Annotated in this window: 24 protein-coding genes; 16 read left to right on the forward strand and 8 right to left on the reverse strand. The window is 64.8% G+C overall.

The annotated features are described in order from the left end of the window. The first annotated feature begins 169 nt into the window (after positions 1-169). The 3 genes from HL666_RS01410 to HL666_RS01420 all read left to right on the forward strand — a co-directional run bounded on the left by HL666_RS01410 (position 170) and on the right by HL666_RS01420 (position 2,398). The gene (locus tag HL666_RS01410; RefSeq protein ID WP_172179531.1) at positions 170-1,045 is read left to right on the forward strand and encodes a hypothetical protein; all 876 of its coding nucleotides are present in this window, start codon (positions 170-172) and stop codon (positions 1,043-1,045) included. Positions 1,046-1,198: 153 nt separating this feature from the next. Further along, the gene (locus tag HL666_RS01415; protein WP_172111152.1) at positions 1,199-1,438 is read left to right on the forward strand and encodes a hypothetical protein; all 240 of its coding nucleotides are present in this window, start codon (positions 1,199-1,201) and stop codon (positions 1,436-1,438) included. A gap of 162 nt (positions 1,439-1,600) precedes the next feature. Next, the gene (locus HL666_RS01420; RefSeq protein WP_172111151.1) at positions 1,601-2,398 is read left to right on the forward strand and encodes a transporter substrate-binding domain-containing protein; all 798 of its coding nucleotides are present in this window, start codon (positions 1,601-1,603) and stop codon (positions 2,396-2,398) included. A 91-nt stretch (positions 2,399-2,489) separates the two neighbouring features. On the opposite strand, the gene HL666_RS01425 is transcribed toward HL666_RS01420, so the two are convergent. The 3 genes from HL666_RS01425 to HL666_RS01435 form a co-directional block, all read right to left on the reverse strand. Continuing rightward, positions 2,490-3,284 carry an extracellular solute-binding protein gene (locus tag HL666_RS01425; RefSeq protein WP_172179533.1) on the reverse strand — a complete coding sequence of 265 codons (795 nt, stop codon included), beginning with the start codon at positions 3,282-3,284 and terminating at the stop codon, positions 2,490-2,492. 203 nt (positions 3,285-3,487) lie between these two features. After that, positions 3,488-4,975, reverse strand: a complete 1,488-nt coding sequence (locus HL666_RS01430; protein ID WP_172179535.1) for a flavin-containing monooxygenase — start codon at positions 4,973-4,975, stop codon at positions 3,488-3,490. Between the two features lie 272 nt (positions 4,976-5,247). Next, entirely contained in the window at positions 5,248-5,697 is a 450-nt protein-coding gene (locus HL666_RS01435) for a cupin domain-containing protein (protein ID WP_172111146.1), read from the reverse strand. A gap of 133 nt (positions 5,698-5,830) precedes the next feature. Between HL666_RS01435 and HL666_RS01440 the strand changes: the two genes are divergently transcribed. Further along, entirely contained in the window at positions 5,831-6,880 is a 1,050-nt protein-coding gene (locus HL666_RS01440) for an AraC family transcriptional regulator (RefSeq protein ID WP_172131629.1), read from the forward strand. Here the strand turns inward: HL666_RS01440 and HL666_RS01445 are convergent. Then, positions 6,870-8,090: a polyhydroxyalkanoate depolymerase gene (locus HL666_RS01445; RefSeq protein WP_172131630.1), complete on the reverse strand. Its 1,221-nt coding sequence runs from the start codon at positions 8,088-8,090 to the stop codon at positions 6,870-6,872. The two genes, HL666_RS01440 and HL666_RS01445, sit on opposite strands and share 11 nt — an antisense overlap. A gap of 196 nt (positions 8,091-8,286) precedes the next feature. Between HL666_RS01445 and HL666_RS01450 the strand changes: the two genes are divergently transcribed. The 4 genes from HL666_RS01450 to HL666_RS01465 all read left to right on the forward strand — a co-directional run bounded on the left by HL666_RS01450 (position 8,287) and on the right by HL666_RS01465 (position 10,514). Further along, positions 8,287-8,940, forward strand: a complete 654-nt coding sequence (locus HL666_RS01450; RefSeq protein WP_172111142.1) for a glutathione S-transferase family protein — start codon at positions 8,287-8,289, stop codon at positions 8,938-8,940. A gap of 81 nt (positions 8,941-9,021) precedes the next feature. After that, the gene (locus HL666_RS01455; RefSeq protein WP_172111141.1) at positions 9,022-9,183 is read left to right on the forward strand and encodes a hypothetical protein; all 162 of its coding nucleotides are present in this window, start codon (positions 9,022-9,024) and stop codon (positions 9,181-9,183) included. Positions 9,184-9,272: 89 nt separating this feature from the next. Further along, positions 9,273-9,707 (forward strand): cupin domain-containing protein, encoded by a 435-nt coding sequence (locus HL666_RS01460; RefSeq protein ID WP_172111140.1) that lies wholly within the window; start codon positions 9,273-9,275, stop codon positions 9,705-9,707. 330 nt (positions 9,708-10,037) lie between these two features. Further along, positions 10,038-10,514: an HXXEE domain-containing protein gene (locus HL666_RS01465; RefSeq protein ID WP_172131632.1), complete on the forward strand. Its 477-nt coding sequence runs from the start codon at positions 10,038-10,040 to the stop codon at positions 10,512-10,514. A 23-nt stretch (positions 10,515-10,537) separates the two neighbouring features. Here HL666_RS01465 and HL666_RS01470 read toward each other — a convergent pair whose 3' ends face one another. After that, positions 10,538-10,810: a hypothetical protein gene (locus HL666_RS01470; RefSeq protein ID WP_172111136.1), complete on the reverse strand. Its 273-nt coding sequence runs from the start codon at positions 10,808-10,810 to the stop codon at positions 10,538-10,540. Positions 10,811-10,995: 185 nt separating this feature from the next. Here HL666_RS01470 and HL666_RS01475 point away from each other — a divergent pair, with 185 nt between their 5' ends. The 5 genes from HL666_RS01475 (at position 10,996) to HL666_RS01495 (ending at position 15,730) form a co-directional block, all read left to right on the forward strand. Further along, the gene (locus tag HL666_RS01475; RefSeq protein ID WP_246741453.1) at positions 10,996-11,301 is read left to right on the forward strand and encodes a hypothetical protein; all 306 of its coding nucleotides are present in this window, start codon (positions 10,996-10,998) and stop codon (positions 11,299-11,301) included. Positions 11,302-11,387: 86 nt separating this feature from the next. Continuing rightward, the gene (locus HL666_RS01480) at positions 11,388-12,227 is read left to right on the forward strand and encodes an AraC family transcriptional regulator (protein WP_172179537.1); all 840 of its coding nucleotides are present in this window, start codon (positions 11,388-11,390) and stop codon (positions 12,225-12,227) included. A 172-nt stretch (positions 12,228-12,399) separates the two neighbouring features. Then, positions 12,400-13,326, forward strand: a complete 927-nt coding sequence (locus HL666_RS01485; protein ID WP_172111132.1) for an SMP-30/gluconolactonase/LRE family protein — start codon at positions 12,400-12,402, stop codon at positions 13,324-13,326. Between the two features lie 112 nt (positions 13,327-13,438). Then, positions 13,439-14,032, forward strand: a complete 594-nt coding sequence (locus HL666_RS01490; protein ID WP_172111130.1) for a GNAT family N-acetyltransferase — start codon at positions 13,439-13,441, stop codon at positions 14,030-14,032. Positions 14,033-14,095: 63 nt separating this feature from the next. Further along, the gene (locus HL666_RS01495) at positions 14,096-15,730 is read left to right on the forward strand and encodes a GMC family oxidoreductase (RefSeq protein ID WP_172179539.1); all 1,635 of its coding nucleotides are present in this window, start codon (positions 14,096-14,098) and stop codon (positions 15,728-15,730) included. A 309-nt stretch (positions 15,731-16,039) separates the two neighbouring features. Here the strand turns inward: HL666_RS01495 and HL666_RS01500 are convergent, their stop codons facing one another. Further along, a complete protein-coding gene (locus tag HL666_RS01500) occupies positions 16,040-17,185 on the reverse strand; it encodes an ABC transporter substrate-binding protein (RefSeq protein ID WP_172111128.1) in 1,146 nt (381 codons plus the stop codon). A gap of 178 nt (positions 17,186-17,363) precedes the next feature. Here HL666_RS01500 and HL666_RS01505 point away from each other — a divergent pair, with 178 nt between their 5' ends. Both HL666_RS01505 and HL666_RS01510 read left to right on the forward strand, forming a co-directional pair. Further along, the gene (locus tag HL666_RS01505; protein ID WP_172179541.1) at positions 17,364-18,155 is read left to right on the forward strand and encodes a helix-turn-helix transcriptional regulator; all 792 of its coding nucleotides are present in this window, start codon (positions 17,364-17,366) and stop codon (positions 18,153-18,155) included. A gap of 97 nt (positions 18,156-18,252) precedes the next feature. Continuing rightward, on the forward strand, positions 18,253-19,431 hold the full coding sequence (locus tag HL666_RS01510; protein WP_172179543.1) for a cytochrome P450: 1,179 nt from the start codon (positions 18,253-18,255) through the stop codon (positions 19,429-19,431). A 42-nt stretch (positions 19,432-19,473) separates the two neighbouring features. Here the strand turns inward: HL666_RS01510 and HL666_RS01515 are convergent, their stop codons facing one another. Further along, positions 19,474-21,153, reverse strand: coding sequence for a methyl-accepting chemotaxis protein (locus tag HL666_RS01515; RefSeq protein ID WP_172179545.1), 1,680 nt, complete (start codon positions 21,151-21,153; stop codon positions 19,474-19,476). Between the two features lie 343 nt (positions 21,154-21,496). On the opposite strand from HL666_RS01515, the gene HL666_RS01520 reads away from it, so the two are divergent. Then, positions 21,497-22,612, forward strand: a complete 1,116-nt coding sequence (locus HL666_RS01520) for a helix-turn-helix transcriptional regulator (protein ID WP_172131819.1) — start codon at positions 21,497-21,499, stop codon at positions 22,610-22,612. 789 nt (positions 22,613-23,401) lie between these two features. Here HL666_RS01520 and HL666_RS01525 read toward each other — a convergent pair. After that, positions 23,402-24,994 (reverse strand): ATP-binding protein, encoded by a 1,593-nt coding sequence (locus tag HL666_RS01525; protein WP_446471654.1) that lies wholly within the window; start codon positions 24,992-24,994, stop codon positions 23,402-23,404. Positions 24,995-25,060: the final 66 nt, after the last annotated feature.

The raw sequence follows: 25,060 nt of genomic DNA on the forward strand, positions 1-25,060 counted from the left end.
CGGCGCAGCGTTGGGTCATCATTTCTTCGGGCGCCGCTGGATGACGAGATGTCGGCCGGCGGTGCTGAATTTGTGCGCGAACGCATACTCACGAGCTCCAATCGAACGCCATGCACGCCGCCGCGCCGGCGACGACGGATTGACGCTCAAGACCATTGAGGATCGGCCCATGATCAATCGCTTCAGGTGGATGCTCGCTCTCGGCATGGCGGCCGCGACCGGGTTTGTTGCAACGCAGGCGCTGGCGCAGACCGACGCCCAGCGCAATGCGATCAAATCGGCCTGCCGGTCGGACTACATGTCGAAATGCTCCAGCGTGCCGCCCGGCGGCGCTGCGGCGTTCCAGTGTCTGCAGAAGAACATGGCGAGTCTGTCGTCGTCCTGTCAGACGGCGGTGAAGGCGCTCGAGCCGGCGGCCGAAGCGAAGCCCGCGGCGGATGTGAAGCCGGCCGCCGAGGCGAAGCCGGCACCGCAGCCTGCCGCGAGCAAACCGGCCGCAGCCGAGGCGAGCCAGCCGGCCGAGCCGCCGAAAACGGCCGCGCAGCCGGCGCCCGCGCAGCCTGCAACGGCGAAATCAGAGCCGGCCAAGCCGGTAGCGACCGCGAAGCCAAGCGAAGCCCAGGTGGCGGCGATCCGCAGCGCTTGCAGCGGGGACTATCGCAAGGTTTGCAGCAGCGTGCCTCCCGGCGGCTCGGCGGCGCTGCAATGTCTGGAGCAGAACAAGGCCAAGGTATCGGCATCCTGCGCCCAGGCGATCGCGGGCGCCGGCGGAACCCCGGCGGCGAAAGGCGTGGCCGTGGCGGCCGCTCCCACGGCCCCGGCTGCTGCGGCGCCTGCACCGGCGGCACCCGCCATGGTGCTGCGGCCGCTGCGGCCGCTGGAGGAGTTGCGCATCGTCCGGGCTGCCTGCGGTTCGGATGCGCGCGCCTATTGCAGCGGGATCGAACCCGGCGGTGGCCGGATCGCGCAGTGTCTCGCGGCCAATGCGGGATCGCTGTCGCCGAACTGCAAGGGCATGCTCGCGCAGTTTGCCGCTAACCGGTAACCGGATGGGTGCTGGGGCGAGTGCTGCACGGACGGGCACGAGCTCGCAGCTGTTTCGATCCACCCAAATTGTCACAGTTGTCAGGCGGCGGCGCCTCGGCAAAATTCTAACAGGGTGGATATTTTACTAACCAATGATCATCAGGAGTTCGACATGCGCGCCATTCTTTCACGTATCGTTCTTTCCACCCTGTGCGGCCTTTTCGTCCTGGCATTGATGCCATTCGTGTCGATGTCGGACGCCAATGCCGTTGTCTGCGCACGCGGCGTCGTCCGTGCCGGCTGTGCCGGTGCGGCCGGCGCCGTGGTCGTCCGTAAACCGCCGGTGGCTGCTGCGACGACGGCCTGCCGAACGGTGCTGGTCAACGGCGTCTGGGTGCGCCGCTGCGTTTAAGGCGCACTTAATAAGTATTTGGTATCGCGTTATTTGAATCGGCGATTGCGGCGCGCAAGTTTTACGCGCCGCATGTTGCTTTGCATAAGCAAGGTAAGCTGTATTTAACGGGCTCCCGGCAAGGTGCGGTCTGGATTCACTTGCATCGGATGGGAGAGGGCCATGGCGTTCTGGCGCTGGCTGCGTGATGCAGCCCTGGCAGCTGCGGTAGTCACGGTTATCGGCAACACTGCATTCGCAGCCGGCTTGAAAGAAGAAATCGCGTCGACCGGCAAGCTCCGGGTCGCCATCGCCGTCGGCCCTGCGGGCGGCGCATTCTGGTGTGTCAAGTCCGACAGCGGCTATGCCGGCGTGCCGGTCGAACTCGGAAAGGCCATGGCCGCGCAGATCGGTGTGCCCGTCGAGTTCGTCGAGCATCCGAACTCCAATGCCATCACGGATGACGCGGGGAAGGGCATCTGGGATGTGGCGTTCATGCCGAAGGATTCCGAGCGCGAGACCAAGGTCTCGTTCGGACCGGTCTACGACTCGGTCGAGACCACGTTCATCATCCGCGCCGGTCTCGATATCCCCAACATGGCGTCGCTCGACCAGGCCGGCCATGAGATCGCGGCCATCAACGATACCACGGTGCTGCGCGGGGCGAAGGCGTTCCTGAAGAAGGCGACCGTGACCGGCTTCAAATCCTACGAGGAGGTCTACGCCCTGCTGTCGGCCGGGGAGATCGATGCGCTGGCGCTCGCGCGTGATCAATTGACCCTCATTGCCAAGCAGGTCCCCGGCACCAAGGTGCTGGCCGAGACCTTCAAGAAGACGGACAGCGCCGTCGCGGTGCCGCAGAAGCGGCCGCAATCGCTGGCTTTCGTGACGAAGTTCATGACCGAAGCCAAGGCCAACGGTACGCTCAAGAAGGCCTACGGCGCCAACAATCTCAGCGAGTCGACGCTGCTCACGCAGTGAGGCCGTCCGCCGCCTTCAAGTTCCGCTGATCGAACTCTCCCTGCGCGTCATGCGAGGGAGAGTTTTTCGTTGTGCCGTCGATGCGATCGGATCAGTTCGGAGACCTTCTGACGATCGGATCGAGTCCGCTCTCGGCGATTGTCTTGCGTGCATCCGGTGATCCCAGGAAATGGATCAGCGCCTTGCCGGCCTCCGGCTCCTTCGCCGCCATGGCGATACCGGCCGAGAACACGGTGATCTTCTGCAGCCCGGCCGGCAGCGGTCCGACGATGTCGATGCCGTGCACCGGCTTGAGCTCGCTGATCTGCTGGAAGCCGATCTCGGCCTCGCCCGTGGCCACGATCTCGCCGACGGGGGTTGCCGGAATCATCCGCGCCTTGCCCTTCATCTCCTCCTTGATGCCGAGCTTGTCGAACATCTCGGTCGAGACGTAGACGCCGCTGGCGCTGTCCGAATAGGCGATCGTCTTGGCGGCGATCAGCATGCGCTTCACGGCGTCGGCGTTCGAGATGTCCGGATGCGGCGTGCCCGACTTCACCGCAACGCCGATCGGCGAGTTGGCGAGATCGGCACGGCTGTCGGGCATCACCTTGCCCTTGGTGGTGAGATCGCTCAGCGCATAGCCGACCATGATCAGCACATCGGCCGGCTCGCCACGCTCGAGGCGAACGGGAATCGCATTCGCCGTCGTTCCCATCGACGGGCCATAGGCGATCGTGACCTTGTGGCCGGAACGCCGCTCGAACTCCGGCACGAGCGACTTGAACGCAGCCGTCATGCCGCCGGAGATCATCACATGGATCTCTGCTGCGTGGACTGAGGTGGTCAGGAGGATGGCGGACGAGACCGCAAGACCGATGGTGCGCAGACGGGCGGTGATTGGCATGGCAGGCTCCGAGGCGGACCGCTGGAGGCGGAGGGCGCCCTGGATAGCGTGACCGTGCAGCGAAGGCCAGCCTTCGACCCCGCGACGCGTCTTCGAAACGATGGATGCGACCGCCATTGGAGCCCGCTTTTGCACCATCATCGGCCACGTTTGTGGCGCCGCGGTGTTTGCAGTGCGGCGCGCGCCCACGCCGCATTCGCAGGTCAATTCGCCTGGTAGGTCGGCGCGGACGCGAGGAAGCGGCCATATGCGTCCGCATCTGGCGGCGTGAACATCTCGGCCACTGGATGTCTCTTCCGTCTTGTCGCACCGATGTCAGCGAGCAGTTCGTCGAAATGCTTGAAGTGATAAGGTGCGACGCACAAGCCGCCATAGACGGCTGCGGCCGGGCGCTCGACCCGCTTGAAGTGCAGCATCAACTCGATATTGTCTTGCATTTCGCGCTCGCTCGGCTGGTGCGCGAGCTGCTTGTCGGCGTAGCGAACCAGCCAATGCGCTGCCATGTCGGCGCAGAGCACGGTGCAGAAGCTGGAGTTGAAGCCGACGAATCCCATGTCGGGAAGATCCGGATTGGCGATCAGCCGATACAGCCGGTATTGCCCGTCGGGATCGACCAGTTTGGCGCGATCAGCCTCGGAGAGGAAGGGAACGCCGAGCTTGTAGCCGATGGCGAGCACGGCGACGTCGGCTGGAATCCGCGCACCGCTGCTGGCGACGATCGTGTTCGACTCGTAGTGATCGAACGTGCCGATCACCGCCTTGATGCGGCCGTCGGCGACCATCGGGAAGAAGTCGGGCGTCGCGATCGGGACCGAGCAATTGACGCCGTCCTCGATCCGCTCCTTGGGCACCATCTTGCACTTGGCGAGCTTGAGCTGGGCCTTGAGCAGGCTCTCCAGCCCGCGCCAATTCGCCCAGACCAGCGGCTTGGCGAGCTGATGTGCGAGACGTGAGAGCGGTCCGATGCCCCAGCTCGCGAACATCTGCTCCTGCGCGCGGATGTAGAGGATGCGCTTGAAGTTGATGAGGCCGCCGATGAAATAGGGGATGCGCCACACCGGCTCGCGAAACACGATCGTCACCGAGCGCGCGCCGGAGCGGACCGCGTTGACGGCGATGTCGGTCGCCGATTTCGAACCGCCGAGCACGACGACGTTGCGGCCCTTGGCGATGCTGGGATCGTTATACTTCGACGAGTGCAGGATGGTGCCGCCAGCGGCCGCGAACTGATCCTCACCGGCAAGCGACAATGTCTGCGGCTCGTTGAACTGGCCGGTGCAGACGGCGACGAAATCAAAATCCTCTCGGCTCGATTGATCGCCGGTCTTGAGATCGAGCGTCCAGCCTGGCTTGCCGTCCGCACGCCGCTGCATCGACAGCACCGTGGTGTTCAGGCGCATGAGGCGAGTGAGGTCATGGCTTTGCGCGTAGTCGGCGAGATAAGCATAAACCTGCGGTCCCTTCGGCCACTCCGGATAGCTGTCCGGCATCGCCTTGTCGGTGTAGCGATAGAGCTCCTTCGGGCTCTGGGTCTGCACGTCCGGATAGGAGCGCGCCGGCTCCCAGACGCCGCCGAGATCGGCGCTGCGCTCGACGATGGTGACATTGTGGCCGTGTGCCGTGAATGCCTTCGCGGCAGCGAGGCCGGAGACGCCGGCGCCGATCACGCAGACGTTTTTTCGAGTGATCATGGGACCTCCTGTTGGCGAGCACGCAGTTGCATGCGGGCAGGCGTCACCGGCCGCGCTGCAGGAGCTCGCTGAAAGACGTGATGATGACGAAGGTCGCCCGGCGCGACCGCAGCAGACGACGCTGATAGCAGGCCAGCGCCGGCGAACTGGCGAGAATGCTCTCGCCGGTCAGACGTGGTTCAAGCGTCGCATCCGCTCATCCCGCGGGGCGCCAAGCCGATCGCGCCCGATGCACGCTCCATGATGAGCTCGAGCTCCCGGCGTCGCCGCGCCTAGTCGTTGGCCTCGGGCGGCAGGAAGTTGACCTCGTGCTCGGCGGAGATCCGCACGACCTCGGCAGGGTCGGCGAGGTTGTCCAGCATGTTGAACAGTGCCTCGAGCTTCTGCATCGGCGACACCCAGAACAGTGCCTTCGCCGGCTTGTCCGACTTGTTGAAATAGCCATGCGGAATGCCGCGCGGCATGCGCACGAGATCGCCGGCGTGGGCCTTCACCCACGCACCGTCGAGCTTGAGGTCGAGCACGCCCTCCTGCACCAGGATGAACTCGTCTTGTGTCGGATGGACGTGAACCGGCACGAACTGCCCGGGATCGCTGTTGGTCTCGAACGCGAAGGTCGAGTCGGTGACGGCTTTTGGGAAGTAGAGCTGACCCAGGATGTTCCAGGTCTTGCCGGCATAGCCGGTGCCGGCGCGCGTGATGCCTTTTTCCAGTGTGATCATGGCGGATCTCCTTGCTGCACACGAGGTGAGGATCGAGCAGGTCGCGGCGTGGTGTCTATCCAGAAAACGAATCCCTCGACGCCAGATGCTAATTATTATAGGTTTCAAATGATTTCGACGGACGATGTGAGCCATGACTGCCGATGCAGCCATCGATCGTAGTTGGAAGCTGCCCGCAGCGCCGCGGCTGGCAGCCTATGGTCGTGTTGCAACGCACGATGTCGATGAAGCCGCTGAACAAATAGGACGCATCTTCTGTCCGCACGGGTTGCAGCCGAAGGCCGAGACTGCGCGTGATTTCCTCGCGCTGCATAATTGCGCGGCATTCGATGGCTTCTCCATCAATTATGTCGCCTATGGCGGCGTCGTCACCATCGATCCCGGCTGCCTCGATCGCTTCTTCCTGGTTCAGCTCCCATTCGCAGGGGCAGCAAGCATCCGCACGGCCGCGCGCGAAATTGCGACCGGTCCGGATTGTGCAGCCTCCTTGTTGTCGCCGACATTGCCGACGCGCATGGTGTGGGACAATTGCGCGCAGCTGATCCTGCTGCTGGACCGCGATCTGGTGGAGCAGCGCGCTGCGGCGCTGTCCGGGCGTGCGGTGCAGCCGGTCGAGTTCGAGCCCGCGGTCGCGCTGACGACCCTTCACGGTGCGCGCCTGCGGGCCCACATGCTCGCGCTCACGGACCTCGCCGAGGGCCTGGTAGGTGAGCGCAGGCCGCCCGCCGCGATGGCCGCCAATTGGCGGGAGACGCTGCTGGACATCCTGTTCGCGCATCCGAGTAACGGGCTGTCGGAGGCGATCAGACGTCATTCCGGCCGGATCGAGACGCTGCCGGGCGCCGTGCGCAGGGCTCGCGATCTGCTCGATGCGCAGGCCGCGGAGCCGCTCGACCTGGCCCAGCTCGCCGCCGCGGCGGGCATCGGCATCCGTGCGCTGCAAGGCGGCTTCCGCCGTCATTTCGGCATGTCGATCTCAGACATGCTGCTCGACATCCGGCTGGCCCGGTTGAATGCGCAACTGATGACGGCGGCGCCGGAGGCACGGATCATCGATCTCGCCTTCGAGCTCGGCTTCACTCATCTCGGGCGGATGGCAGGCGCCTATCGCGACAAGTTCGGCGAGACACCGTCAGCGACGCTGCAACGCGTGCAGCGCCGTCGCGGTCGGCTCACGAATTGACGTGCACGAAATCCCGCAGCAGCGGGTAGATCTCGTTGTTCCACTTCTTGCCGCTGAACACGCCGTAATGGCCGACGCCGGCCTGCATGTGATGCACGCGGCGATAGGCCCTCACATTGGTGCAGATGTCCTGCGCAGCGAGCGTCTGGCCGATCGAGCAGATGTCGTCGCGCTCGCCTTCGACGGTCATCAGGCCGATCCGCCGCACGGCCTTCGGATCGACCGGCCGGCCCCGGTGCATCAGTTTGCCCTGCGGCAGCAGATGCTCCTGAAACACGTCGCGCACGGTCTCGATGTAGAACTCGGCCGGCAGGTCCATGACCGCGAAGTACTCGTCGTAGAACGTCTTGATGGTCTGGGCCTTCTCGACCTCGCCCTTGGCGAGATGGTTGGCGAGATCCATATGCTGCTTCACGTGGCGTTCGAGATTCATCGACACGAAGGCCGTCAGCTGCACGAAGCCCGGATACACTTTGCGGAAGGCGCCCGTGCACTGAAAGGGCACGTAATGGATCAGATTGTTCTCGAACCAATCGATCGGCTTGCTCTTGGCGAACTCGTTGACCTTGGTCGGCTGCAGCCTGGTGTCGATCGGTCCAGCCATCAGAGTCAAGGTCGCCGGCCGTGAGGGGTGGTTGCCCTCGCACATCACTGCGGTGGCCGCGAGGGCCGACACCGACGGCTGGCAGATCGCGACCATGTGCGGGCGCGGACCGAGCTGGCCGAGGAAGGTGATGAGATGATCGGTGTAATCCTCCAGTCCGAAGCGGCCGTGATCGCGCGGGATGTCGCGCGGATTGTGCCAGTCGGTGATGTAGACGTCATGATCCTGCAGCAGCGTCTTCACCGTGCCGCGCAACAGCGTTGCGAAATGGCCCGACATCGGCGCCACCAGCAGGACCTTGGGCTGGTCCGGCGCGCCGTCCTTCTTGAAGTGCAGCAATGAGCCGAACGGCGTCTTGAACGTCACCTCCTCGGTAACGCCAAGCTCGCGGTTGCCGACCATCACGCTGTCGATTCCGTACGCCGGCCGCGCATAGGTCAGGGCCGAGCGCGAGATCAGCTCGAGGGCAGCCGACAGCCGGCGCATGGCTCGGCTGGAGAGCCCCGACGGGATCAGGTTGAGATAGCGCAATGCGGCCGCGGCGCCCTGGCGCCAGGGCTCGGTCAGGTCCATGTGATTCTGGTAGGCTTGGTACAGCAGCGCCATGGGGTCCCGTCCGTCACTCCAACTTCATGCATGCAATATCGGAGCCAGAGGCGGGGAGTCTTGCCTCAAAAACTGGCATGTCGCTTGCTGCGTGAAATCATTGGAGTATCCGGCTCCGGACCCGATCCTGAGCCGGCGGGGGCAGCCGCGCATCGGACGGCGGCCGAACGACAAGCGACAAAGGGGGCAGGGCGATATGGCCAAAGCGACGTTGACCATCAGCAGCAAGAACTACTCGTCATGGTCGCTGCGCGGCTGGCTGCTCGCCAGGTTTGCCGGGCTCGATTTCGATGAGGTGATCGTCGGGCCGGACGATGCCTCCGCGCGGGCGGAGATCCTGCTGTTGTCGTCCTCGATCCTGGTGCCCTGCCTGCGGCACGACGGAGCGACGATCTGGGATACGCTCGCGATCGGGGAATATCTCAACGAGGCGTTCCCGGACGCCGGCCTGTTGCCCGCCGACCGGATCCAGCGAGCGCATTGCCGCTCGATTTCGGGCGAGATTCATTCCGGCTTCACCACCTTGCGGGCCTCGCTCCCGGTCAATCTCAAGGGTCATTTTCCCGGCTTCAAGGTGTGGACCCGAGCCCAGGCCGACATCGATCGCATCTGGGCGATCTGGCGCGACTGTCTGGACAAGTCGGGCGGCCCGTTCCTGTTTGGTCAACGCGGCATGGCCGATGCGATGTATGCGCCCGTTGTGACGCGCTTCGTCACCTATGACGTGAAGCTCGAGCCGCAGCTGAAGGCCTATGCCGATCTGGTCATGGCAATGCCGGAGATGCGCGAATGGATCGAGGCGGCCAAGGCCGAGCCGGAGGAGATCGAGGAGCTCGAGGTCGAATATTAGCAGCCGTGCGGGTTCGCGCGGCCGCGTGACCGCCTCGCAAAGGCTCAGGGGAGCGGCAGCCGCTGCCCAATTTGAAGCCGCATGGCAGCCTTTATCATGCTCGATCCCCGCGTGGCGTTGCGCGTCGTCACGCGCGCGGCCCGCGTCAAAAATCGGTTGTTAACAATCAGTTCGGATTGCAACGGCGGCTCTGGCGGCCTGATTCGTGCGCTGCCCGCAGGGCGTGGCGCGGTTTTCGCATAGCAAAACGAGCTTTCGAGCGTGGTGGCCGCTGTGGCCGATCGATGGGCCGCAACGGTTGCCGATGCCGCGATCAACCGGTGGAGGCCGTCATGAACCAGCATGCAGTGGTGACCAAGTTCTCGCACGTGAAGCCCGAAGACACCGACTACAAGGGCGGTGGATTGCGCGACTTCTTCCTCTATCGCGATCTCGGCATCGCGGACGCCACCGGTGGTCAGGTGATCTGCCATCTCGTCAAGGCCAATCCCGATTGTCCTCCTGTCGATGGCACCGGCTGGCACCGGCACGATTGCGACTTTCAGATCGTCATCATGATGAAAGGCTGGGCGCGCTTCATGTATGAGGACAAGCCGACCTTGGTGAAGGCCGGCGACGTGGTGCATCAGCGCCCGGGGATCACGCACTATCTCTACGATTATTCTCCTGACATGGAATATATGGAGATCGTCAGCCCGGCCGATTTCAAAACCGTCGAGATGCCGCCGGCGACCGACAAGGTCCCGCCCGTGACGCCCTGGAGCTGAGCAGGCTCACGCCCACAACCATTCCACCCAGCCGTTAACTCCCTGGCATCCGGTCGCCGTCCGCGGCCGGATGCACCGTCTCAGGATCTCGTGGGTGACCGGCCGCGAGGCCGATATGTAGCCGTGAACAGGCGGCGTACCTGGCGCGGCGGCCGATTCGGACGCGATTCGTTCAGGGCGCGTTCCAGAGATTAAGGCGGCAACCCAGCACCGTCACGTTTTGAAACAACGTCGGCTCTGATGCGGCGGCGGTCCGCTGTGAACCTCGCAGCACGCGACGCTAGGACGATTCATCCCGCGCCGGTACACAGGACGCGAGGGGGATCGATCATGACATTGACCACGTGGGCCTGGCTCGCATTGGCCGCCTATGGCGCGCATATTCTCGAGGAATACACCTTCGACTGGCGAAACTGGGCGCGGGCGGTGATGAAGCTGCCGGTCGAGTGGAGTGATTTCTACGTGACCAACGCCCTCGTCGTCGTGCTCGGCGCGGTGCAGGCAGAGCTCGCGGCGACATGGCCCCTCGCACCGCTCGCCTATGCCGCGCTGATGATGATCAACGCGGTGTTCTTTCACGTGCTGCCGTTCGTACGGAGCGGTGGCCGGTTCTCGCCGGGCCTGGCGACGGCGCTGGTGCTGTTCTTTCCCGTCGCGATCGCAATGTGGCGGCGGGCGTGGAGTGACGGATTGGTCGATGGCGCGACGGCGGTTGCTGCAATCGTGGCCGGCGCGCTGCTGATGGCCTATCCCGTCGTATTGCTCAATCTGCGTTCGAAATCATATTTTCGGCAAGACCGGCCCTGAGCGGAACTCAGGGCCCGGTGTGATCAATAAGACGAAGCGCGATCAGCAACGAAGCTCGCCTGCATGCGCCGCCCGTTGCGCTCGTCGAAACGCGCGCGCGGAAAGCGCCAGCCGATGACGGTGGCCTCGAGTGCGCCGCCGGATTCCTTGTTGTGCCATTTGCCATCAATGTAGAAACAGGGGAACGGAAGTTGGTAGGTGCCGCTGTGATCCTCGCACAGCACCTCGACCGTCTGCCCGGGTGGTGGCTCTCCGCTGCCGTCGAATTGCGCCAGCCGTTTTTCGCGCGTAGCCATTCTGTCCATCTCCCTAAAAACGGGTCCCGGCCCGAACTTCAATGCGCGATTGAGGTCTCAGTATGGTATCATTCTGGAAACAGCATCAGTTCCACGCAAAATCATGTGTTTGGCAAGCCAATGAGAAAATTGTGATGCGAATCGTCGTTGCCGCGCGAATCCTGTTTGCCGTGAATGTGCTCGCAATGTGCATGGGCTCTGCCGGACATGCGCAGGATATTCCCGGGATCGAAATCTGCACCGCAGAAAAGGCGATGGATCGGCGTACATCATGTCTGCAGAGCAACATCGACTTCCTGCAGAAGACGATGACCAAGCAGTCGCTCGATCAACAGCAGAAGCTCGATGCGGCCAATCGGCAGATCCAGGCGTTGAAGGCGGCCTTGATATCGCAGCAGGGTGCGATCGACGAACTGAAGGCATCGCAGGCGAAGCTCGTCGACGAGCTGAAGAAGAAGGCTGATTCGCCGGCAAAGCCCGCCGGCAAATAGCAGGCACCTGCCGGTTCGACAGCAACAATTGTCAAGCGACGTTGGCGCCGGTCGTGCACGATCGGCTGCTTCGTCCGGAGAGATGAGTGTCCAACAACCCGGCCCAGAAGGCGCTCTGGTACATCGAGAGTCATCTGTCGGCGCCGATGTCGCTCGACGACATCGCCGGCATTGCCGGCGTGTCGCGCTTCCACATCGTGCGCGCCTTCGCGGCCGCGACCGGCGTATCGGTGATGCGCTATGTCAGGCTGCGGCGTCTCAGCGAGGCGGCACGGGCCTTGGCAGGCGGCGCGCCCGACATTCTCCGTCTGGCGCTGGATGCGGACTACGGCTCCCACGAAGCATTCACGCGCGCGTTCCGCGATCAGTTCGGCGTCACGCCGGAAGCGGTCCGCGCCCATGCACGCCTCGATGGCCTCGCATTGCAGGAGCCGATCCTCATGGACCAGACACCGCTCGATGATCTCGCCGCGCCGCGCTTCGTCACTGCCGAGCCGCTGCTCGTCGCCGGTCTTGGCGACCGTTTCAGTTTCGATAACGGTGCCGGCATTCCAGCCTTATGGCGACGGTTCAACGAGATCATGCACGAGGTTCCGGGGCGTTGCGGCGCGGTGGCTTACGGTGTCTGCTGCAACGGCGACGATGCCGGCAATTTCGACTATGTCGCGGGCGTCGAGGTGGCCGATTTTTCCGACCTGCCGCGGACGTTCAGCCGCGTGCGGGTTCCGGCCGCGACGTTCGCCGTGTTCACCCATGCCGGCCACATCTCGTCGATCCGCCGCACCGTGCATACGATCTGGAATCGCTGGCTGCCGCAGTCGGGCTATGAGGTCGCCGACGCGCCGAACTTCGAGCGCTACGATCAGCGCTTCGACCCGCTCACCGGCGATGGCGGACTGGAAATCTGGCTGCCGGTGATCCGCTGACGCGTCGCGCGCGGCCCGAACTTGCGTCGACACGCTGCAAGCGCGCCGCTCCGCAGGGCTGCTCTGCGGTCGTGCGACCGGCGGTTTGCTTGGCAAGCCGTGCTGGCTTTGCGATAAACTCCTGCATAACAACAATGCGCCGCATCGCGGCAAACAAGCGGGAGGCCGTCAGATGTCCAACATGCGCGTGCTCGCCACCGATCTGGAATTTCCGGAAGGGCCCGTCGTGATGCCCGACGGCTCGGTGGTGCTGGTCGAGATCCGCGGCAAGCGCCTGACGCGGGTGTTTCCGGACGGCCGCAAGGAGATCGTCGCGCAGATTCCGGGCGGGCCGAATGGCGCGGCGCTCGGGCCCGACGGCAAGATCTATATCTGCAACAATGGCGGCTTCTCCTGGATTCCGACCGGCAAGATGATCATGCCGGGCCCGCAGCCCGCGGATTATCTCGGCGGCTCGATCCAGCGCATCGATCTGCAGAGCGGCAAGGTCGAGACCGTCGTGAGCCGTTGCGGCGAGCATGAGCTGCGCGGGCCGAACGACCTCGTATTCGACCGGCATGGCGGCCTGTGGTTCTCCGACCTCGGCAAGCGCCGAGCCCGCGACATGGATGTCGGCGCGTTCTATTATCTCAGGCCCGGCATGACCGAGATCGTCGAGGCCGTGCACGGCATCCTGCCGGCCAACGGCATCGGCCTGTCGCCCGACGAGAAGACCGTCTACATCGCGGAGACGCCGACGGCGCGGCTCTGGGCCTACGACCTGTCCGAGCCCGGCACGGTCAAGCCGCGCGAGGTGATCTATCGCGGCGAGCGCGGCCGGCCGATCGCAGGCCTCGGCGGCTACCAGATGTTCGATTCCCTGGCGGTGGAGGCCAACGGCAATGTCTGCGTGGCAACGCTGGTGTCGGGCTGCATCAGCGTGATCGCCCCCGACGGCACGCTGGTCGAGCAGGTGCCCACCGGCGACCGCGTCACCACCAACATCGCCTTCGGCGGTCCGGAATTGAAGACCGCCTACATCACGCTCTCCGGCAAGGGCGAGCTGGTGGCGATGGACTGGCCGCGGCCGGGCCTGCCGCTGAATTTTCTGAACAAGTGACGCGTCACGTGATAGTTCCGTCATTGCGAGCGTCAGCGAAGCAATCCAGGGCGGCACGCGCGGCTCTGGATTGCTTCGTCGCTTGCGCTCCTCGCAATGACGGAATCCGCTGATGCCCTTTCTCGAACCGGTCACCCTCCGTGGCGCGCACGCCAGCCTCGTGCCGCTCTCGCAAGACCACCACGACGCGCTGGTCGAAGCCGTCCGCGACGGCGAATTGTGGAACCTGTGGTACACCGCAGTTCCGAAACCTGAGACCATGGCCAAGGAGATCGAGCGCCGGCTCGGCCTGTTCGCCGCGGGCCACATGCAGCCGTTCACCGTGCTCGACGCCGATGGCAAGGTCGCCGGCATGACGACTTACATGAACGTCGACGCCGCCAACCGCCGCGTCGAGATCGGCTCGACCTGGTATGCGAAGCGGGTGCAGCGCAGCGCGCTCAATACGCAGTGCAAGCGGCTGTTGCTGGCGCACGCTTTCGAGACGATGGATTGCATCGCGGTCGAGTTTCGCACGCATTTCTTCAACCACCAGAGCCGCCGCGCCATCGAGCGGCTTGGCGCCAAGCAGGACGGCATCCTGCGCAGCCACCAGATCGCGCCGAACGGCACGCTGCGGGATACCGTCGTCTACAGCATCACTGCGGCCGAATGGCCGACGGTGCGGGCGCATCTCGACTACCAGTTGAATGACAAGCCGCGCTGATCGCGCTATGGCCGCTTGGCCGCGTCATGCGGCAGGCATGACGAGACCGGGACGACAGACGAGATGGATAATTTCGACTATGTGATCGTGGGCGCCGGCTCGGCCGGCTGCGTGATCGCCAACCGCCTCAGCGAGGACCCCTCGGTCAGCGTCTGCGTGCTGGAGGCGGGCCCGCGCGACTGGCACCCCTACATCCATCTGCCGGCCGGCTTCATCAAGACCTTCTACATGAAGAGCATCAATTGGGGCTACCAGCAGGAGCCGGGGCCCTACACAGCCGGCCGCAGCATCTATGCGCCGCGTGGCAAGACGCTCGGTGGCTCCTCGTCGATCAACGGCCACGTCTACAATCGCGGCCAGAGCCAGGACTTCGACACCTGGGCGCAGATGGGCAATCGCGGCTGGAGCTATTCCGACGTGCTGCCGCACTTCCGGCGGATGGAGAAGCGCATCGGCGCCGGCGACGAGCAGTATCGCGGCCGCGACGGCAGCCTGCATGTCACCACCATGGAGTGGAAGGACACCCTGTGCGAGGCCTTCATGGACGGCGCTGTCTCGCTCGGCATCCCCCGCAATCCCGACTACAACGGCGCCATCCAGGAGGGCGTGTCCTACGTCCAGCGCACCATCCAGAACGGCCGCCGCGTGTCGTCGGCGACCGCGTTCCTCAAGCCCGCCAGCAAGCGGCCGAACGTCGAGGTCCGCACCAATGCCCATGCCACCGGCATCATGCTCGAGGGCAAGCGTGCGGTCGGCGTGCGCTACAGCCGCGGCGGACGCGGCGGCGTGCCGGTCGAGGTGCGCGCGCGCAAAGAGGTGATCCTGTCCGGCGGCGCGTACAACTCGCCGCAGCTGCTGCAGCTCTCCGGCATCGGCGCGCCCGAGCTGTTGCAGGAGCACGGCATCGAGGTGCGCCATGCGCTGCGCAGCGTCGGCGAGGGCCTGCAGGATCATTACGCGCCGCGCACGGTGGCGCGCGTCAAGAACATCAAGACCATCAACGAGCTCGCGCGCGGCCTCAATCTGTGGGGCGAGGCGCTGAAATGGGCGGTGACACGCAAGGGCATCCTGTCGCTGTCGCCCACGATGGTCTACTGCTTCTGGCATTCCGGCGAGACTGCGGAGAGCTCCGACCTGCAGCTCACCTTCACGCCCGCGAGCTACAAGGAAGGTGTGCAGGGCCAGCTCGAGGACGAGCCCGGCATGACGGTCGCGTCCTGGCAGCAGCGTCCCGAGAGCCGCGGCTATGTCCGCATCCGCTCCGCCGATCCGTTCGCCCAGCCGATCATCCAGACCAACTACCTCACCGCCGAGCTCGATCGCCGCGTCATCGTCGCCGGCATGAAGCTGGCGCGCCGGCTGCTGGCGTCGGCTCCGCTCGCGCCGTACTACGCCTATGAGGATTTCCCTGGCCCGAAGGTGAACAGCGACGACGAATTCCTCGCCGCCGCCATCCAGCGCGCCACCACGACGTTCCACCCCGGCTGCACCTGCCGCATGGGCCCGGCCGATTCCACCTGGGCCACCGTCGACGACCAGCTCCGCGTCCACGGCCTGCAAGGCCTGCGCGTCGCCGACGCCTCGATCATGCCGCGCATGATCTCGGCCAACCTCAATGCGGCGACCTTGATGATCGGCGACAAGGCGGCGGATTTGATTTTGGGCAAGGGCGAGGCGGCGGAGAGGCTGTCGGCTTAAGAGCGCGTCACCTCACCCGTGGAGGTCGAGCACCCACCGCGCCAAAGGTCAGCTCCCCTCCCCCTTGCGGGGAGGGGGCGGGGGTGGGGGTCCCCGGGCGCTGAACGCAGTTTCAGGCTCACTTTCGGCAGCTGTGCTTCGCCGAGAGCACTGACTTCGTTCTCTCCGATGCAGTCTGTCTCGCGCGCACTCAATCGCGCATCATTGATAGTCGGACTCGTGGACCCCCACCCCCGACCCCTCCCCGCAAGGGGGAGGGGAGTGCACCGTCCGCGTCGGGGTAGTTGTGCCAAAAAACGCGAACATGAACTACTTCACCAGCCTGAACTTCCCGCCCTCGACCTTGATCAGGAACGCCGAGCGCTCGTCGTAGCCGTTGTGGTCGGTCGGGCTCATGGTGGAGAGGCCGTTGTTGAGATAGACGTCCTTGCCGCGCTCGAGCTCGTCGCGCAGCGCGGCGCGGAATTCCGGCGTGCCGGGCTTGGCGGCCTTGAGCGCGCCGGGAATGGCGCCCTTCAGCAGCGTGACCGTGTCCCACAGATGCGCCGCGAAAATGTTCGGCCGGTCGCCATGGACGGCTTGATAGGCCGACACGAAGGCATCGTTGGCGCGGCGGAACGGATCCTCGGGCGAAAGATCGTCGGCGATCGAGAACGCCTCGCCGGCGAAGATCGCGCCCTCGACATTCTCCTTGCCGAGCTTGATGAACTCCTGCGTCGCCACGCCATGGGTCTGGAAGATCTTGCCCTGATAGCCGCGCTCGCGCAGCGCCTGCTGCGGCAGCACCGCCGGCGTGCCGGCCGATGCAATGAACACCGCATCCGGATTGGTGGCGATCACCTTCAGCGCCTGGCCGGCCGCGCTGGTGTCGCCGCGCGCATAGACCTCGTGGGTCGTGACGGTGATGCCGAGCTTCGGCGCCAGCTTGCTCACCTCCTGGTAATAACCCTCGCCATAGCCGTCGGAGACGCCGATGAAGCCGAGCGTCTTGACGCCGCTCTTGGCGATGTATTTCAGCATCGCCGCGGCCATGATGTCGTCGTTGGGCACCACCTTGAACGCCCACTTCCGCTTGTCGTCCATCGGCTGCACGATCGCCGTCGAGGCCGCCAGCGACAGCAGCGGCGTGCGTGACTCCAGCGCGACGTCGAGCATCGGCATCGTGACCGGCGTCAACGACGAGCCGATGATGACGTCGACACCGTCCTGGATCACCAGGCGCCGCGCATTCTGCAGGCCCTTGACGCTGTCGGATTCGTCGTCGAGCGCGATGTAGACGATCTTCTCGCCGCCGATCTCCTTCGGCAGTGCGGCGACCGCCTTGATCTGCGGCTGCCCGAGCGCCGAGCCGGGCCCGGTCGCGGACACCACGATACCGACCTTGATGTCGGCCCGCGCCGGCGCGCCGAGCACCAGCATGGCTGCCATTCCGAGCGCAGTGAATGCGGCTCTCATCGCGACGTCCTCCCCGTTGAGCGTGCCCGGCACGTTGATCGGCCGAGACTTCGAGCCGCGAAACCTAGCCGCCCCGCCGCCTCGCGTCTGTCCCCGTGGTTGGTGACGCCGGCCGCCGCTTCCAGGCAATGGCCGTTGCTGCTAGGCTGAAGCAAACAAGAGGTCCGGGAGAAACACCATGGAGGCTATGACGCCGGGGAGCGATGCGACGGGCGCTGTCAGCGCCATGGTGCTCGCCATTGGCCAGCAATCGTTTCCAGAGGTCCTGATCGAGACGCTGCGTGCCGTCGCCGGTGTCGGCCATTGCATGGTGTTCACCTTCGAGAACCAGCACTCGGCGCGCTGCCTGCTCAGCACCGGCAACATCGCGATCGGCCCCGACCTCGGCGCCGCTTATTCGCAGCATTTCCACACCGCCGATCCGAACCGCGAGGCGATCTTCGGCCAGCGCGCGCAGGCCCGTCACATCCTGCTGCCCAACTTCGCACGCCGCATGTATCCGAGGGGCTATCGCAAGCTGTTCTTCGAGGATTCCGAGATCGTCGACAAGGCGGCGACCGCGATCTGGGTCGGCGATCACTGTACCTATGTGAATTTCTATCGCACGGCGGCGCAGGGCGGCTTCGCCCCCGACGAACGGCAGCGCATCGGGGCGGTCGCCCCGCTCGTCGCGGCGATCGTCGCGCGGCATTGCCAGGCGCATGCGGCCGCAGCGGACCCGGCCGACAAGCTCGCCTCACTCTTTGCGGCCGGCGGCCCGCTGTCGGTGTTGACCCCGCGCGAGAAAGACGTCTGCCGGCGCATTCTCTCCGGCTTCAGCTCCGAGGCGATCGCCGCTGATCTCGGCATCGCGTTGAACTCCGTCTTCACCTATCGCAAGCGCGCCTATGAGAAGCTCGGCATCGCCTCGCAGAACGAGCTGTTCGCGATCGCGCTGCGGTTGATGACCGCGCCAAAGCCGCTGAACTGAGGCGGCTGAACTGAGCGCGCCGCAGGTGTCACCCATCATCGGGACAGACGCCGCCCGCGCGTGCAGCTAGCATGCGGCGTCCGACCGGAGGCTGAATGTGAGCACCGCACCCCATTTCGACATCGATCCGGCCGCGTTCTGGGCCGATCCCTATCCGGCGCTGGCGCGGATGCGAAAGGAGGCGCCGATCGCGTTCGTGCCGCAGCTCGGCAGCACGCTGCTGTGCCGGCGCGACGACATCTTCGTCTCGGAGAAGCAGATCGAGGTGTTCAGCTCGCATCAGCCGCAGGGATTGATGAACCGGCTGATGGGCCACAACATGATGCGCAAGGACGGCGCCGCGCACATGGCCGAGCGCCAGGCGATCGCGCCGGCGGTCTCTCCGCGGGCGGTCCGGGTGCACTGGCTGGCGCAGTTCCAGGCTCATGCCGACCGGCTGATCGATGCGCTCGATCCGGCTGCCGACGTTGATCTCGTGCGCGACTTCGCGCTGCCGTTCTCGGCCGAGTGCCTGAAGCTGATCACCGGCCTCGTCAACATGCGTTTCGAGGACATGAATGCGTGGTCGCAGGCCATGATCGATGGCATCGCCAACTACACCGGTGACGCCGCGGTCGAGGCGCGCTGCAATGCCGCGACATCCGGTATCGATGCCGCGATCGACGACATGCTGCCGGTGCTGGAGAGGACTCCGAATCAGAGCCTGCTCGGCGTGATGCTGGCGTCGGGCATGCCGATGGAGAGTATCCGCGCCAACATCAAGCTCGCGATCTCCGGCGGCCAGAACGAGCCGCGCGACGCGATCGCCGGCACGGTGTGGGCCCTGCTGCTGCATCCCGAGCAACGCGCGTCGGCGGTGAACGGCGAGGTGCGCTGGCTCCAGGTATTCGAGGAATATGCCCGCTGGATTTCGCCGATCGGCATGTCACCGCGGCGCATCGCCAAGCCCTGGATGATCCGCGACGTCGCCTTCGAGCCGGAGGAGCGGGTGTTCCTGATGTTCGGCTCGGCCAACCGCGACGAGGCGCATTTTGCCGATCCCGACCGCTTCGACATCCGCCGCGACCTCACCAAGAGCATCGCCTTCGGCGCCGGCCCGCACTTCTGTGCGGGCGCCTGGGCCTCGCGCGCGATGATCGCCGACGTCGCGCTGCCGACGCTGTTCGCCCGCCTCGAGAACCTGCGGCTTCGCGACACCGAGCCGGTGCGCATCGGCGGCTGGGCCTTTCGCGGCCTGCTCAATCTGCCGGTGACCTGGGACGCGGCGCAGGGTTGATCCTCGCCGCCGTTCCGGTCGGGGCACGCTCGCTCAGGGTGATTACGCCCTGCCTGCTGCGATCGCCTGCGCCTCCGCGGCTGCGCGCTGCATGCTGGACGACATCTCGCCGGTGACCGTGCTCTGCTCCTCCACCGCGGCAGCGGTCGAGGTGACGTATTCGCTGACGTTCTGAATCTCGACCTTGATCGCGTTCAGCGCATTCACAACCTCGCTGGAGATCCCGTTCAGCCCGGCGATCTCGGCCCCGATCTTGTCGGTGGCGGCTTTGGCCTGCGTGGCGAGATTCTTGACCTCCGACGCGACCACGGCAAAGCCGCGGCCGGCATCGCCCGCGCGGGCTGATTCGATGGTGGCATTGAGGGCCAGCAGGTTGATCTGCCCGGTGATGTTGCCGATCAGTTCGACGATGCCGCTCATCGCCTGTGTCGCCTCGCTCAGGCGCTTGGCCTGCGAATCGGCGGAGGCGACCCGGTCAGCGGCCCCCATTGCCGTCTCGCGCGACTTCGTCATGGCCTCGGAAATCTCGCGCACCGAGGCGTTCAACTCCTCGGCACCCGCGGCGACGGACTCCATCATGCCGCGGACGCGCTCATTGCCCATTCGCGTGAGCACTTGCCTTGTGATGTCGGTGGCGTATTTCACGACCTTGAACGGCTTGCCGTTGAGACCGAGAATCGGATTGTAGGAGGCCTGAATCCAGACCTCGCGACCGCCCTTGCCGATCCGCTTGTATTCCGCGGCCTGATATTCGCCGCGGTTCAGGGCGGCCCAGAAGTTGCGATAGGCCGTACTGTCGCGCTCCGACGGATCGACGAACATCGAATGATGGCGGCCCTTGATCTCCGACAGCGTATAGCCGAGCGCCTGCAGGAAATTGTCGTTGGCGTTGATGACGGTGCCGTCCAGTTCGAACTCGATCACGGCCTGCGACTTGCTGATGGCGGCGATCTGTCCGGCGAGATCGGCATTCCGAAGCTTCTGGGCAGTCACGTCGGTGGCGAACTTGACGACCTTGAAGGGCTTTCCGTTCTGATCGATCACGGGATTATAGGACGCCTGGATCCATACCTCCTTGCCGCCCTTTCCGATCCGCTTGTATTCCGCGGCCTGGTATTCGCCGCGGTTCAGGGCGGCCCAGAACTCGCGATAGGCGGCACTGTCGCGCTCCTCTGGCGAAACGAACATGCTGTGATGCTTGCCCTGGATCTCCGACAGGCTGTAGCCCAGCGCATTCAGGAAATTGTCGTTGGCGGTGACGATGGTGCCGTCGAGGTTGAATTCGATCACGGCCTGTGATCGGCCGATGGCCGCGACCTGAGCGCTGTAGTCGAGGTTCTGCAGCCGCACGCTGGCGTCGGACCACTCGACGACCGTTCCTGCGCGTGATCCATCCGGATTTTTCAACGGCTGCGCGACCAGATCGAACGTCCACTTGCCGATCTTGATGGTGGCGCGGTGTTCGGAGGCGAGGGCCTGCAGCATGCGTCGCTGGTGGGTCGGATCCTTGTGGAAGACGTCGATGTTGGTGCCGATGAGTGCGTCGACACGGAAGTGCGGCAACTGCGTCTTGAGATCGGCCTCTGCCCCGCGCAACAGCTCCATCACTGCGTCGTTCATGTAGACGATGTTGAGCTTGTCGTCAGCGACCATCACCCTTGCGGTGATCGCGTTTGCAGCCAGGGCGGCCATGGCTGCGGCGTTGTTCTTGCGGCCAAACATGAAGGGTCTCCTGTCAAGCAATCACGTCAGCGATGAGCAGATGATCGAGATCATGCGGCGGTTGCCATGATCCGGAGACTGCGCCGACTGCGATCAGCCCTGAACGCGATGATCCCCGTAAAATCCCGGGGCTTCATTCAATCTAACAGGTCTTCAGTAAGGTTCGGTTAGGCAGAAATCTGCAGCGGTTGTTCTGATTGTGCAGGAATGGCGCCGTTGCATCTGCCAGGGGTGATCAAGTGTCGCAGGGCCCGCTTGCCTTGGATCAAGATCGAGTTCGTCTTGACCGCTAAGCTCGATGAAAATTGGATGCTATCGGCGTGGATATGCTATCGGCTTGGATATGCCAGGGAAGGAAATTGCCGAAATCATCACGTTGCCCAGGGTGTTTCTGGACAGCCTCGGCATCGGCATCTCGATCGTCGACAGTTCGACGGGACACATCCGGTTTGCGAATGCCGAATGCTGCCGGATCGTCGGATACCCGCTGGAGCGACTCAAGACCGGCGAACTGACCTTCGTCGATCTGACCCATCCTGAGGATCGGGAGCGCAACCGGCTGCAGCACGACAAGCTGGTCGCAGGCGAGGTCGCGAGCTACCAGCTCGACAAGCGCTACCTTCGTCAGGACGGAAGCGTCGTGTGGGCACGCGTGATCGTCACGCCGATCAGGGACGCCACAGGCTTCATGAGATGGTTCTGCGCCGTGGTCGAGGACATCACGGCGACCAAGATCCTGGAGGAACAGCTTGCAGCCGCGGAGAAGCTTGCGGGGCTGTCGACCTTCAACCTGATCGTCGACACGGACGATTCCGAGGGAGAGTTTCCGCCGGCGTCGTCATCGTCGGTGCGCGACATGTTGTGCCGCGTGCATCCAGAGGATCGAAACGGACTCGAGCAGGCCATCGGCCGAGCCATCATGAAACGAACCGGCTACACGCGCGACTACCGGCTGCTGAGTCAGGACGGTGCGCTGCGCTGGGTCCGTGGCATGGCGACCTCCGTCTACAGCCCGTCCGACGGACGAACCCGCCTCGTCGGCGCGACGATCGACGTCACCGCCGATCATCTCGGTGGCGAGAACCACATGCCCGAGTCCATTCGCAACATCCTGGATCACATCGAGACGCACTGGGATCAGAAGATCTCGATCGAGCAGCTTGCGGCGCGCTACGGCGTCAGCCCCCGCACGGTCTACCAGTACTTTGCGAAGAACGGCATGTCCCTGGCCGAGAAGATCAAGCTGACACGCATCCAACATGCGCGCCGCATGCTGTACGATGCGAAGGCAGGTGATACGGTGACCTCGATCGCCTTGCGATGCTGCTTCAGCAATCCGGGGCATTTCGCCAGGGAGTATCGAAAGATCTATGGTGAGACGCCGTCGGAAAGCCTGAGGCAGGCGTCATTGCGGCCGGCGGCGCACAACGATCCTGCCGTTACTCCATCCATCCGTTAGGCGCCAGCCGGCCTTCACGAGGCCGCGTCTGGAGGAGCACCGGCCAGATGTGCCCGACGGGCAATCTTCGCATGCGTGCCATGCGCCGATTGCCCGTCGTGTTAGTTTGTCGCGGACAGATCCCTTGCGTCGTCGGGCAAATCAGATTGATGGTCGTGCTCAACCCGCCTCGTGCAGAGGGACGTACGCGTCGTCACGAACGTTGAGGTGGGCTGCGATGGACGTGACGGCTGCGCCAGACGAGCGTAGTCGGCACGGACGGCGAAGTCGTGTGGTCCTGGCCTCTCGACGCTGAGGTCAAGTCTGCGTTGTTGCTTATGGGCACGCGCAGGCGATGGGGGCAAGAGAGCCGATCCCCAGGGAGAGCACGAAGGACACCGTTAAAACCAATCGCGCGGGGAAGGCCGGATCTGTCCGGCTGTACCTGTGGTACCTGCCGCCTGCATTCTTTTGAGCAGGCGGGCCACGGGCCTCAGCCGAGGTCCGGCCTTCTCCGCGCCCTCTCGTGTTTCAGAGGGACACGACGATGCATCACCCGGGCACGCCGTGCCGCGGGGGGCGATGATCTGTCCTGAGGCAGGCCATGTGATGGAAGGGGCCGGCCAAGACCTCCGCTGTCGTCCCGGCCTTGAGCCGGGACCCATAACCCCAGGGAGTTGTTTGAGGCACGCGAGTGGACAAACCCCACCTAGCCACGTCAGCGGGTGGCTATGGGTCCCGGCTCAAGGCCGGGACGACACTGAGAATGGGGCGTGCATCGTGGCAAATCACAGAGCGCCGCGACGCCCCTCACGCCTCCAGCGCCGTCCTGATCATGCGGGCGAGGTCGGCGCTGACATACGGCTTGGCGAGCAGCAGCACGTCGGCATCGAGGCGGCCGTGATGCACGATCGCATTCTCGGTGTAGCCCGACGTGTACAGCACCTTCAGGCCTGGACGTCGCCGCTCGGCCTCGATGGCGAGCTGACGGCCGTTCATGCCGCCGGGAATGATCACGTCGGTGAACAGCAGGTCGATGCGCTCCTTCGCGTCGATCAGCGCGAGGCCTTCCGCGGCGTTGCTCGCGGCGAGCGTGCGATAGCCGAGCCGGCGCACTTGGGCGACGACGTAGTCGCGAACCAGCGCGTCGTCCTCGACGATCAGGATGGTTTCGTCCCCGCGCGCCATCGCCGGCCGCGTCGTGTCCGCCACGACCGCCTCCGGCGCGCTGGTGGCACGCGGCAGATACAGCTTCACCGTGGTGCCGTGACCTTGCTCGCTGTAGATCTTGACGTGGCCGTTGGACTGCTTGACGAAGCCATAGACCATGCTCAGCCCGAGGCCCGAGCCCTTGCCGACGTCCTTGGTGGTGAAGAACGGCTCGAACACCTTGTCGATCAACTGGGCCGCAATGCCCTCGCCGGTGTCGCTGACCGCGATCAGGACATAGCTGCCGGGTTTGGCCTCGCGGTTCAATTGCGCATAGTCCTCGTCGAGCGTGACGTTCTTGGTCTCCAGCGTGAGCTTGCCGCCGTCGGGCATGGCGTCGCGCGCATTGAGCGCGAGGTTGAGGATCGCGGTCGAGAGCTGGCTCGGATCGATCAGCGCCGGCGCGCTGTCATGGCTGAGCATCGATTCGATCTCGATCTGCTCGCCCAGCGTCGGCCGCAGCAGGCGCGCCGCGTCGACCACGAGCGCGTTGACGTCGGTGGCGCGCGGCTGCAGCGGCTGGCGGCGCGAGAAGGCGAGGAGGTGCCGGGTCAGGTCGGCGCCGCGCTCGGCCGCGGCGCTGATCATGCCGGCGATGCCGGCGAGCTGCGGCTTGTCCTTGACCGCATCGGCGAGGATCTCGATCGTGCCGGTGATGACCGTCAGGATGTTGTTGAAGTCGTGCGCGACGCCGCCGGTGAGCTGGCCGATCGCCTCCATCTTCTGCGCCTGGCGGACCTGGGCCTCGTTCGCCTCGATCTCCTGGAACCGCTGCACCATCGCCTCGGCGGCGCGGCGCTGCCGGATCTCTTCTTCCAATCGTTCGTAGGCCTTCTGCAGCACGATGCGCGTCGGCAGCACCAGGATCTGGCGCAGCATCCTGACCATGGCCACGATGACCACGACCGAGATCAAGGCAAGAAGGGCATAGACGAGGCTCTCGACTCTCGGGTCCGACATCCAGAGATCGAGGATCGCGAGCAGACGCGTGAGGCCGAACAGCGCCACGAACACCCCGAGCGCGGCCAGAGCACCGCGGAACATGACCTCCTTCCAGCGCCGCCACAGGTACAGAGCGATGACGGCGGAGATCGTGAAGAAGGCGCAGGCGATGATCGCGTTGGACACGACATACAGCCAGAACCATCCCGGCGCCTCCGGCAGGCCGGCCGCTTGCACCGTCAATGTCGGCATTTGCAAACCATCCTCAACAATGCACCGCGTCGCCGCCGAGGCCAGCCCGGCCTCTCGTCGTCTCAA

The organism is Bradyrhizobium aeschynomenes, assembly GCF_013178945.1.
GTDB lineage: Bacteria > Pseudomonadota > Alphaproteobacteria > Rhizobiales > Xanthobacteraceae > Bradyrhizobium > Bradyrhizobium aeschynomenes.

Coding starts and splice junctions, on each gene's coding strand:
- HL666_RS01410 (WP_172179531.1), top strand. CDS start 170: ATGATCAATCGCTTCAGGTGGATGCTCGCTCTCGGCATGGCGGCCGCG.
- HL666_RS01415 (WP_172111152.1), top strand. CDS start 1,199: ATGCGCGCCATTCTTTCACGTATCGTTCTTTCCACCCTGTGCGGCCTT.
- HL666_RS01420 (WP_172111151.1), top strand. CDS start 1,601: ATGGCGTTCTGGCGCTGGCTGCGTGATGCAGCCCTGGCAGCTGCGGTA.
- HL666_RS01425 (WP_172179533.1), bottom strand. CDS start 3,284: ATGCCAATCACCGCCCGTCTGCGCACCATCGGTCTTGCGGTCTCGTCC.
- HL666_RS01430 (WP_172179535.1), bottom strand. CDS start 4,975: ATGATCACTCGAAAAAACGTCTGCGTGATCGGCGCCGGCGTCTCCGGC.
- HL666_RS01435 (WP_172111146.1), bottom strand. CDS start 5,697: ATGATCACACTGGAAAAAGGCATCACGCGCGCCGGCACCGGCTATGCC.
- HL666_RS01440 (WP_172131629.1), top strand. CDS start 5,831: ATGACTGCCGATGCAGCCATCGATCGTAGTTGGAAGCTGCCCGCAGCG.
- HL666_RS01445 (WP_172131630.1), bottom strand. CDS start 8,090: ATGGCGCTGCTGTACCAAGCCTACCAGAATCACATGGACCTGACCGAG.
- HL666_RS01450 (WP_172111142.1), top strand. CDS start 8,287: ATGGCCAAAGCGACGTTGACCATCAGCAGCAAGAACTACTCGTCATGG.
- HL666_RS01455 (WP_172111141.1), top strand. CDS start 9,022: ATGGCAGCCTTTATCATGCTCGATCCCCGCGTGGCGTTGCGCGTCGTC.
- HL666_RS01460 (WP_172111140.1), top strand. CDS start 9,273: ATGAACCAGCATGCAGTGGTGACCAAGTTCTCGCACGTGAAGCCCGAA.
- HL666_RS01465 (WP_172131632.1), top strand. CDS start 10,038: ATGACATTGACCACGTGGGCCTGGCTCGCATTGGCCGCCTATGGCGCG.
- HL666_RS01470 (WP_172111136.1), bottom strand. CDS start 10,810: ATGGCTACGCGCGAAAAACGGCTGGCGCAATTCGACGGCAGCGGAGAG.
- HL666_RS01475 (WP_246741453.1), top strand. CDS start 10,996: ATGTGCATGGGCTCTGCCGGACATGCGCAGGATATTCCCGGGATCGAA.
- HL666_RS01485 (WP_172111132.1), top strand. CDS start 12,400: ATGTCCAACATGCGCGTGCTCGCCACCGATCTGGAATTTCCGGAAGGG.
- HL666_RS01490 (WP_172111130.1), top strand. CDS start 13,439: ATGCCCTTTCTCGAACCGGTCACCCTCCGTGGCGCGCACGCCAGCCTC.
- HL666_RS01495 (WP_172179539.1), top strand. CDS start 14,096: ATGGATAATTTCGACTATGTGATCGTGGGCGCCGGCTCGGCCGGCTGC.
- HL666_RS01500 (WP_172111128.1), bottom strand. CDS start 17,185: ATGAGAGCCGCATTCACTGCGCTCGGAATGGCAGCCATGCTGGTGCTC.
- HL666_RS01505 (WP_172179541.1), top strand. CDS start 17,364: ATGGAGGCTATGACGCCGGGGAGCGATGCGACGGGCGCTGTCAGCGCC.
- HL666_RS01515 (WP_172179545.1), bottom strand. CDS start 21,153: ATGTTTGGCCGCAAGAACAACGCCGCAGCCATGGCCGCCCTGGCTGCA.
- HL666_RS01520 (WP_172131819.1), top strand. CDS start 21,497: ATGCCAGGGAAGGAAATTGCCGAAATCATCACGTTGCCCAGGGTGTTT.
- HL666_RS01525 (WP_446471654.1), bottom strand. CDS start 24,994: ATGCCGACATTGACGGTGCAAGCGGCCGGCCTGCCGGAGGCGCCGGGA.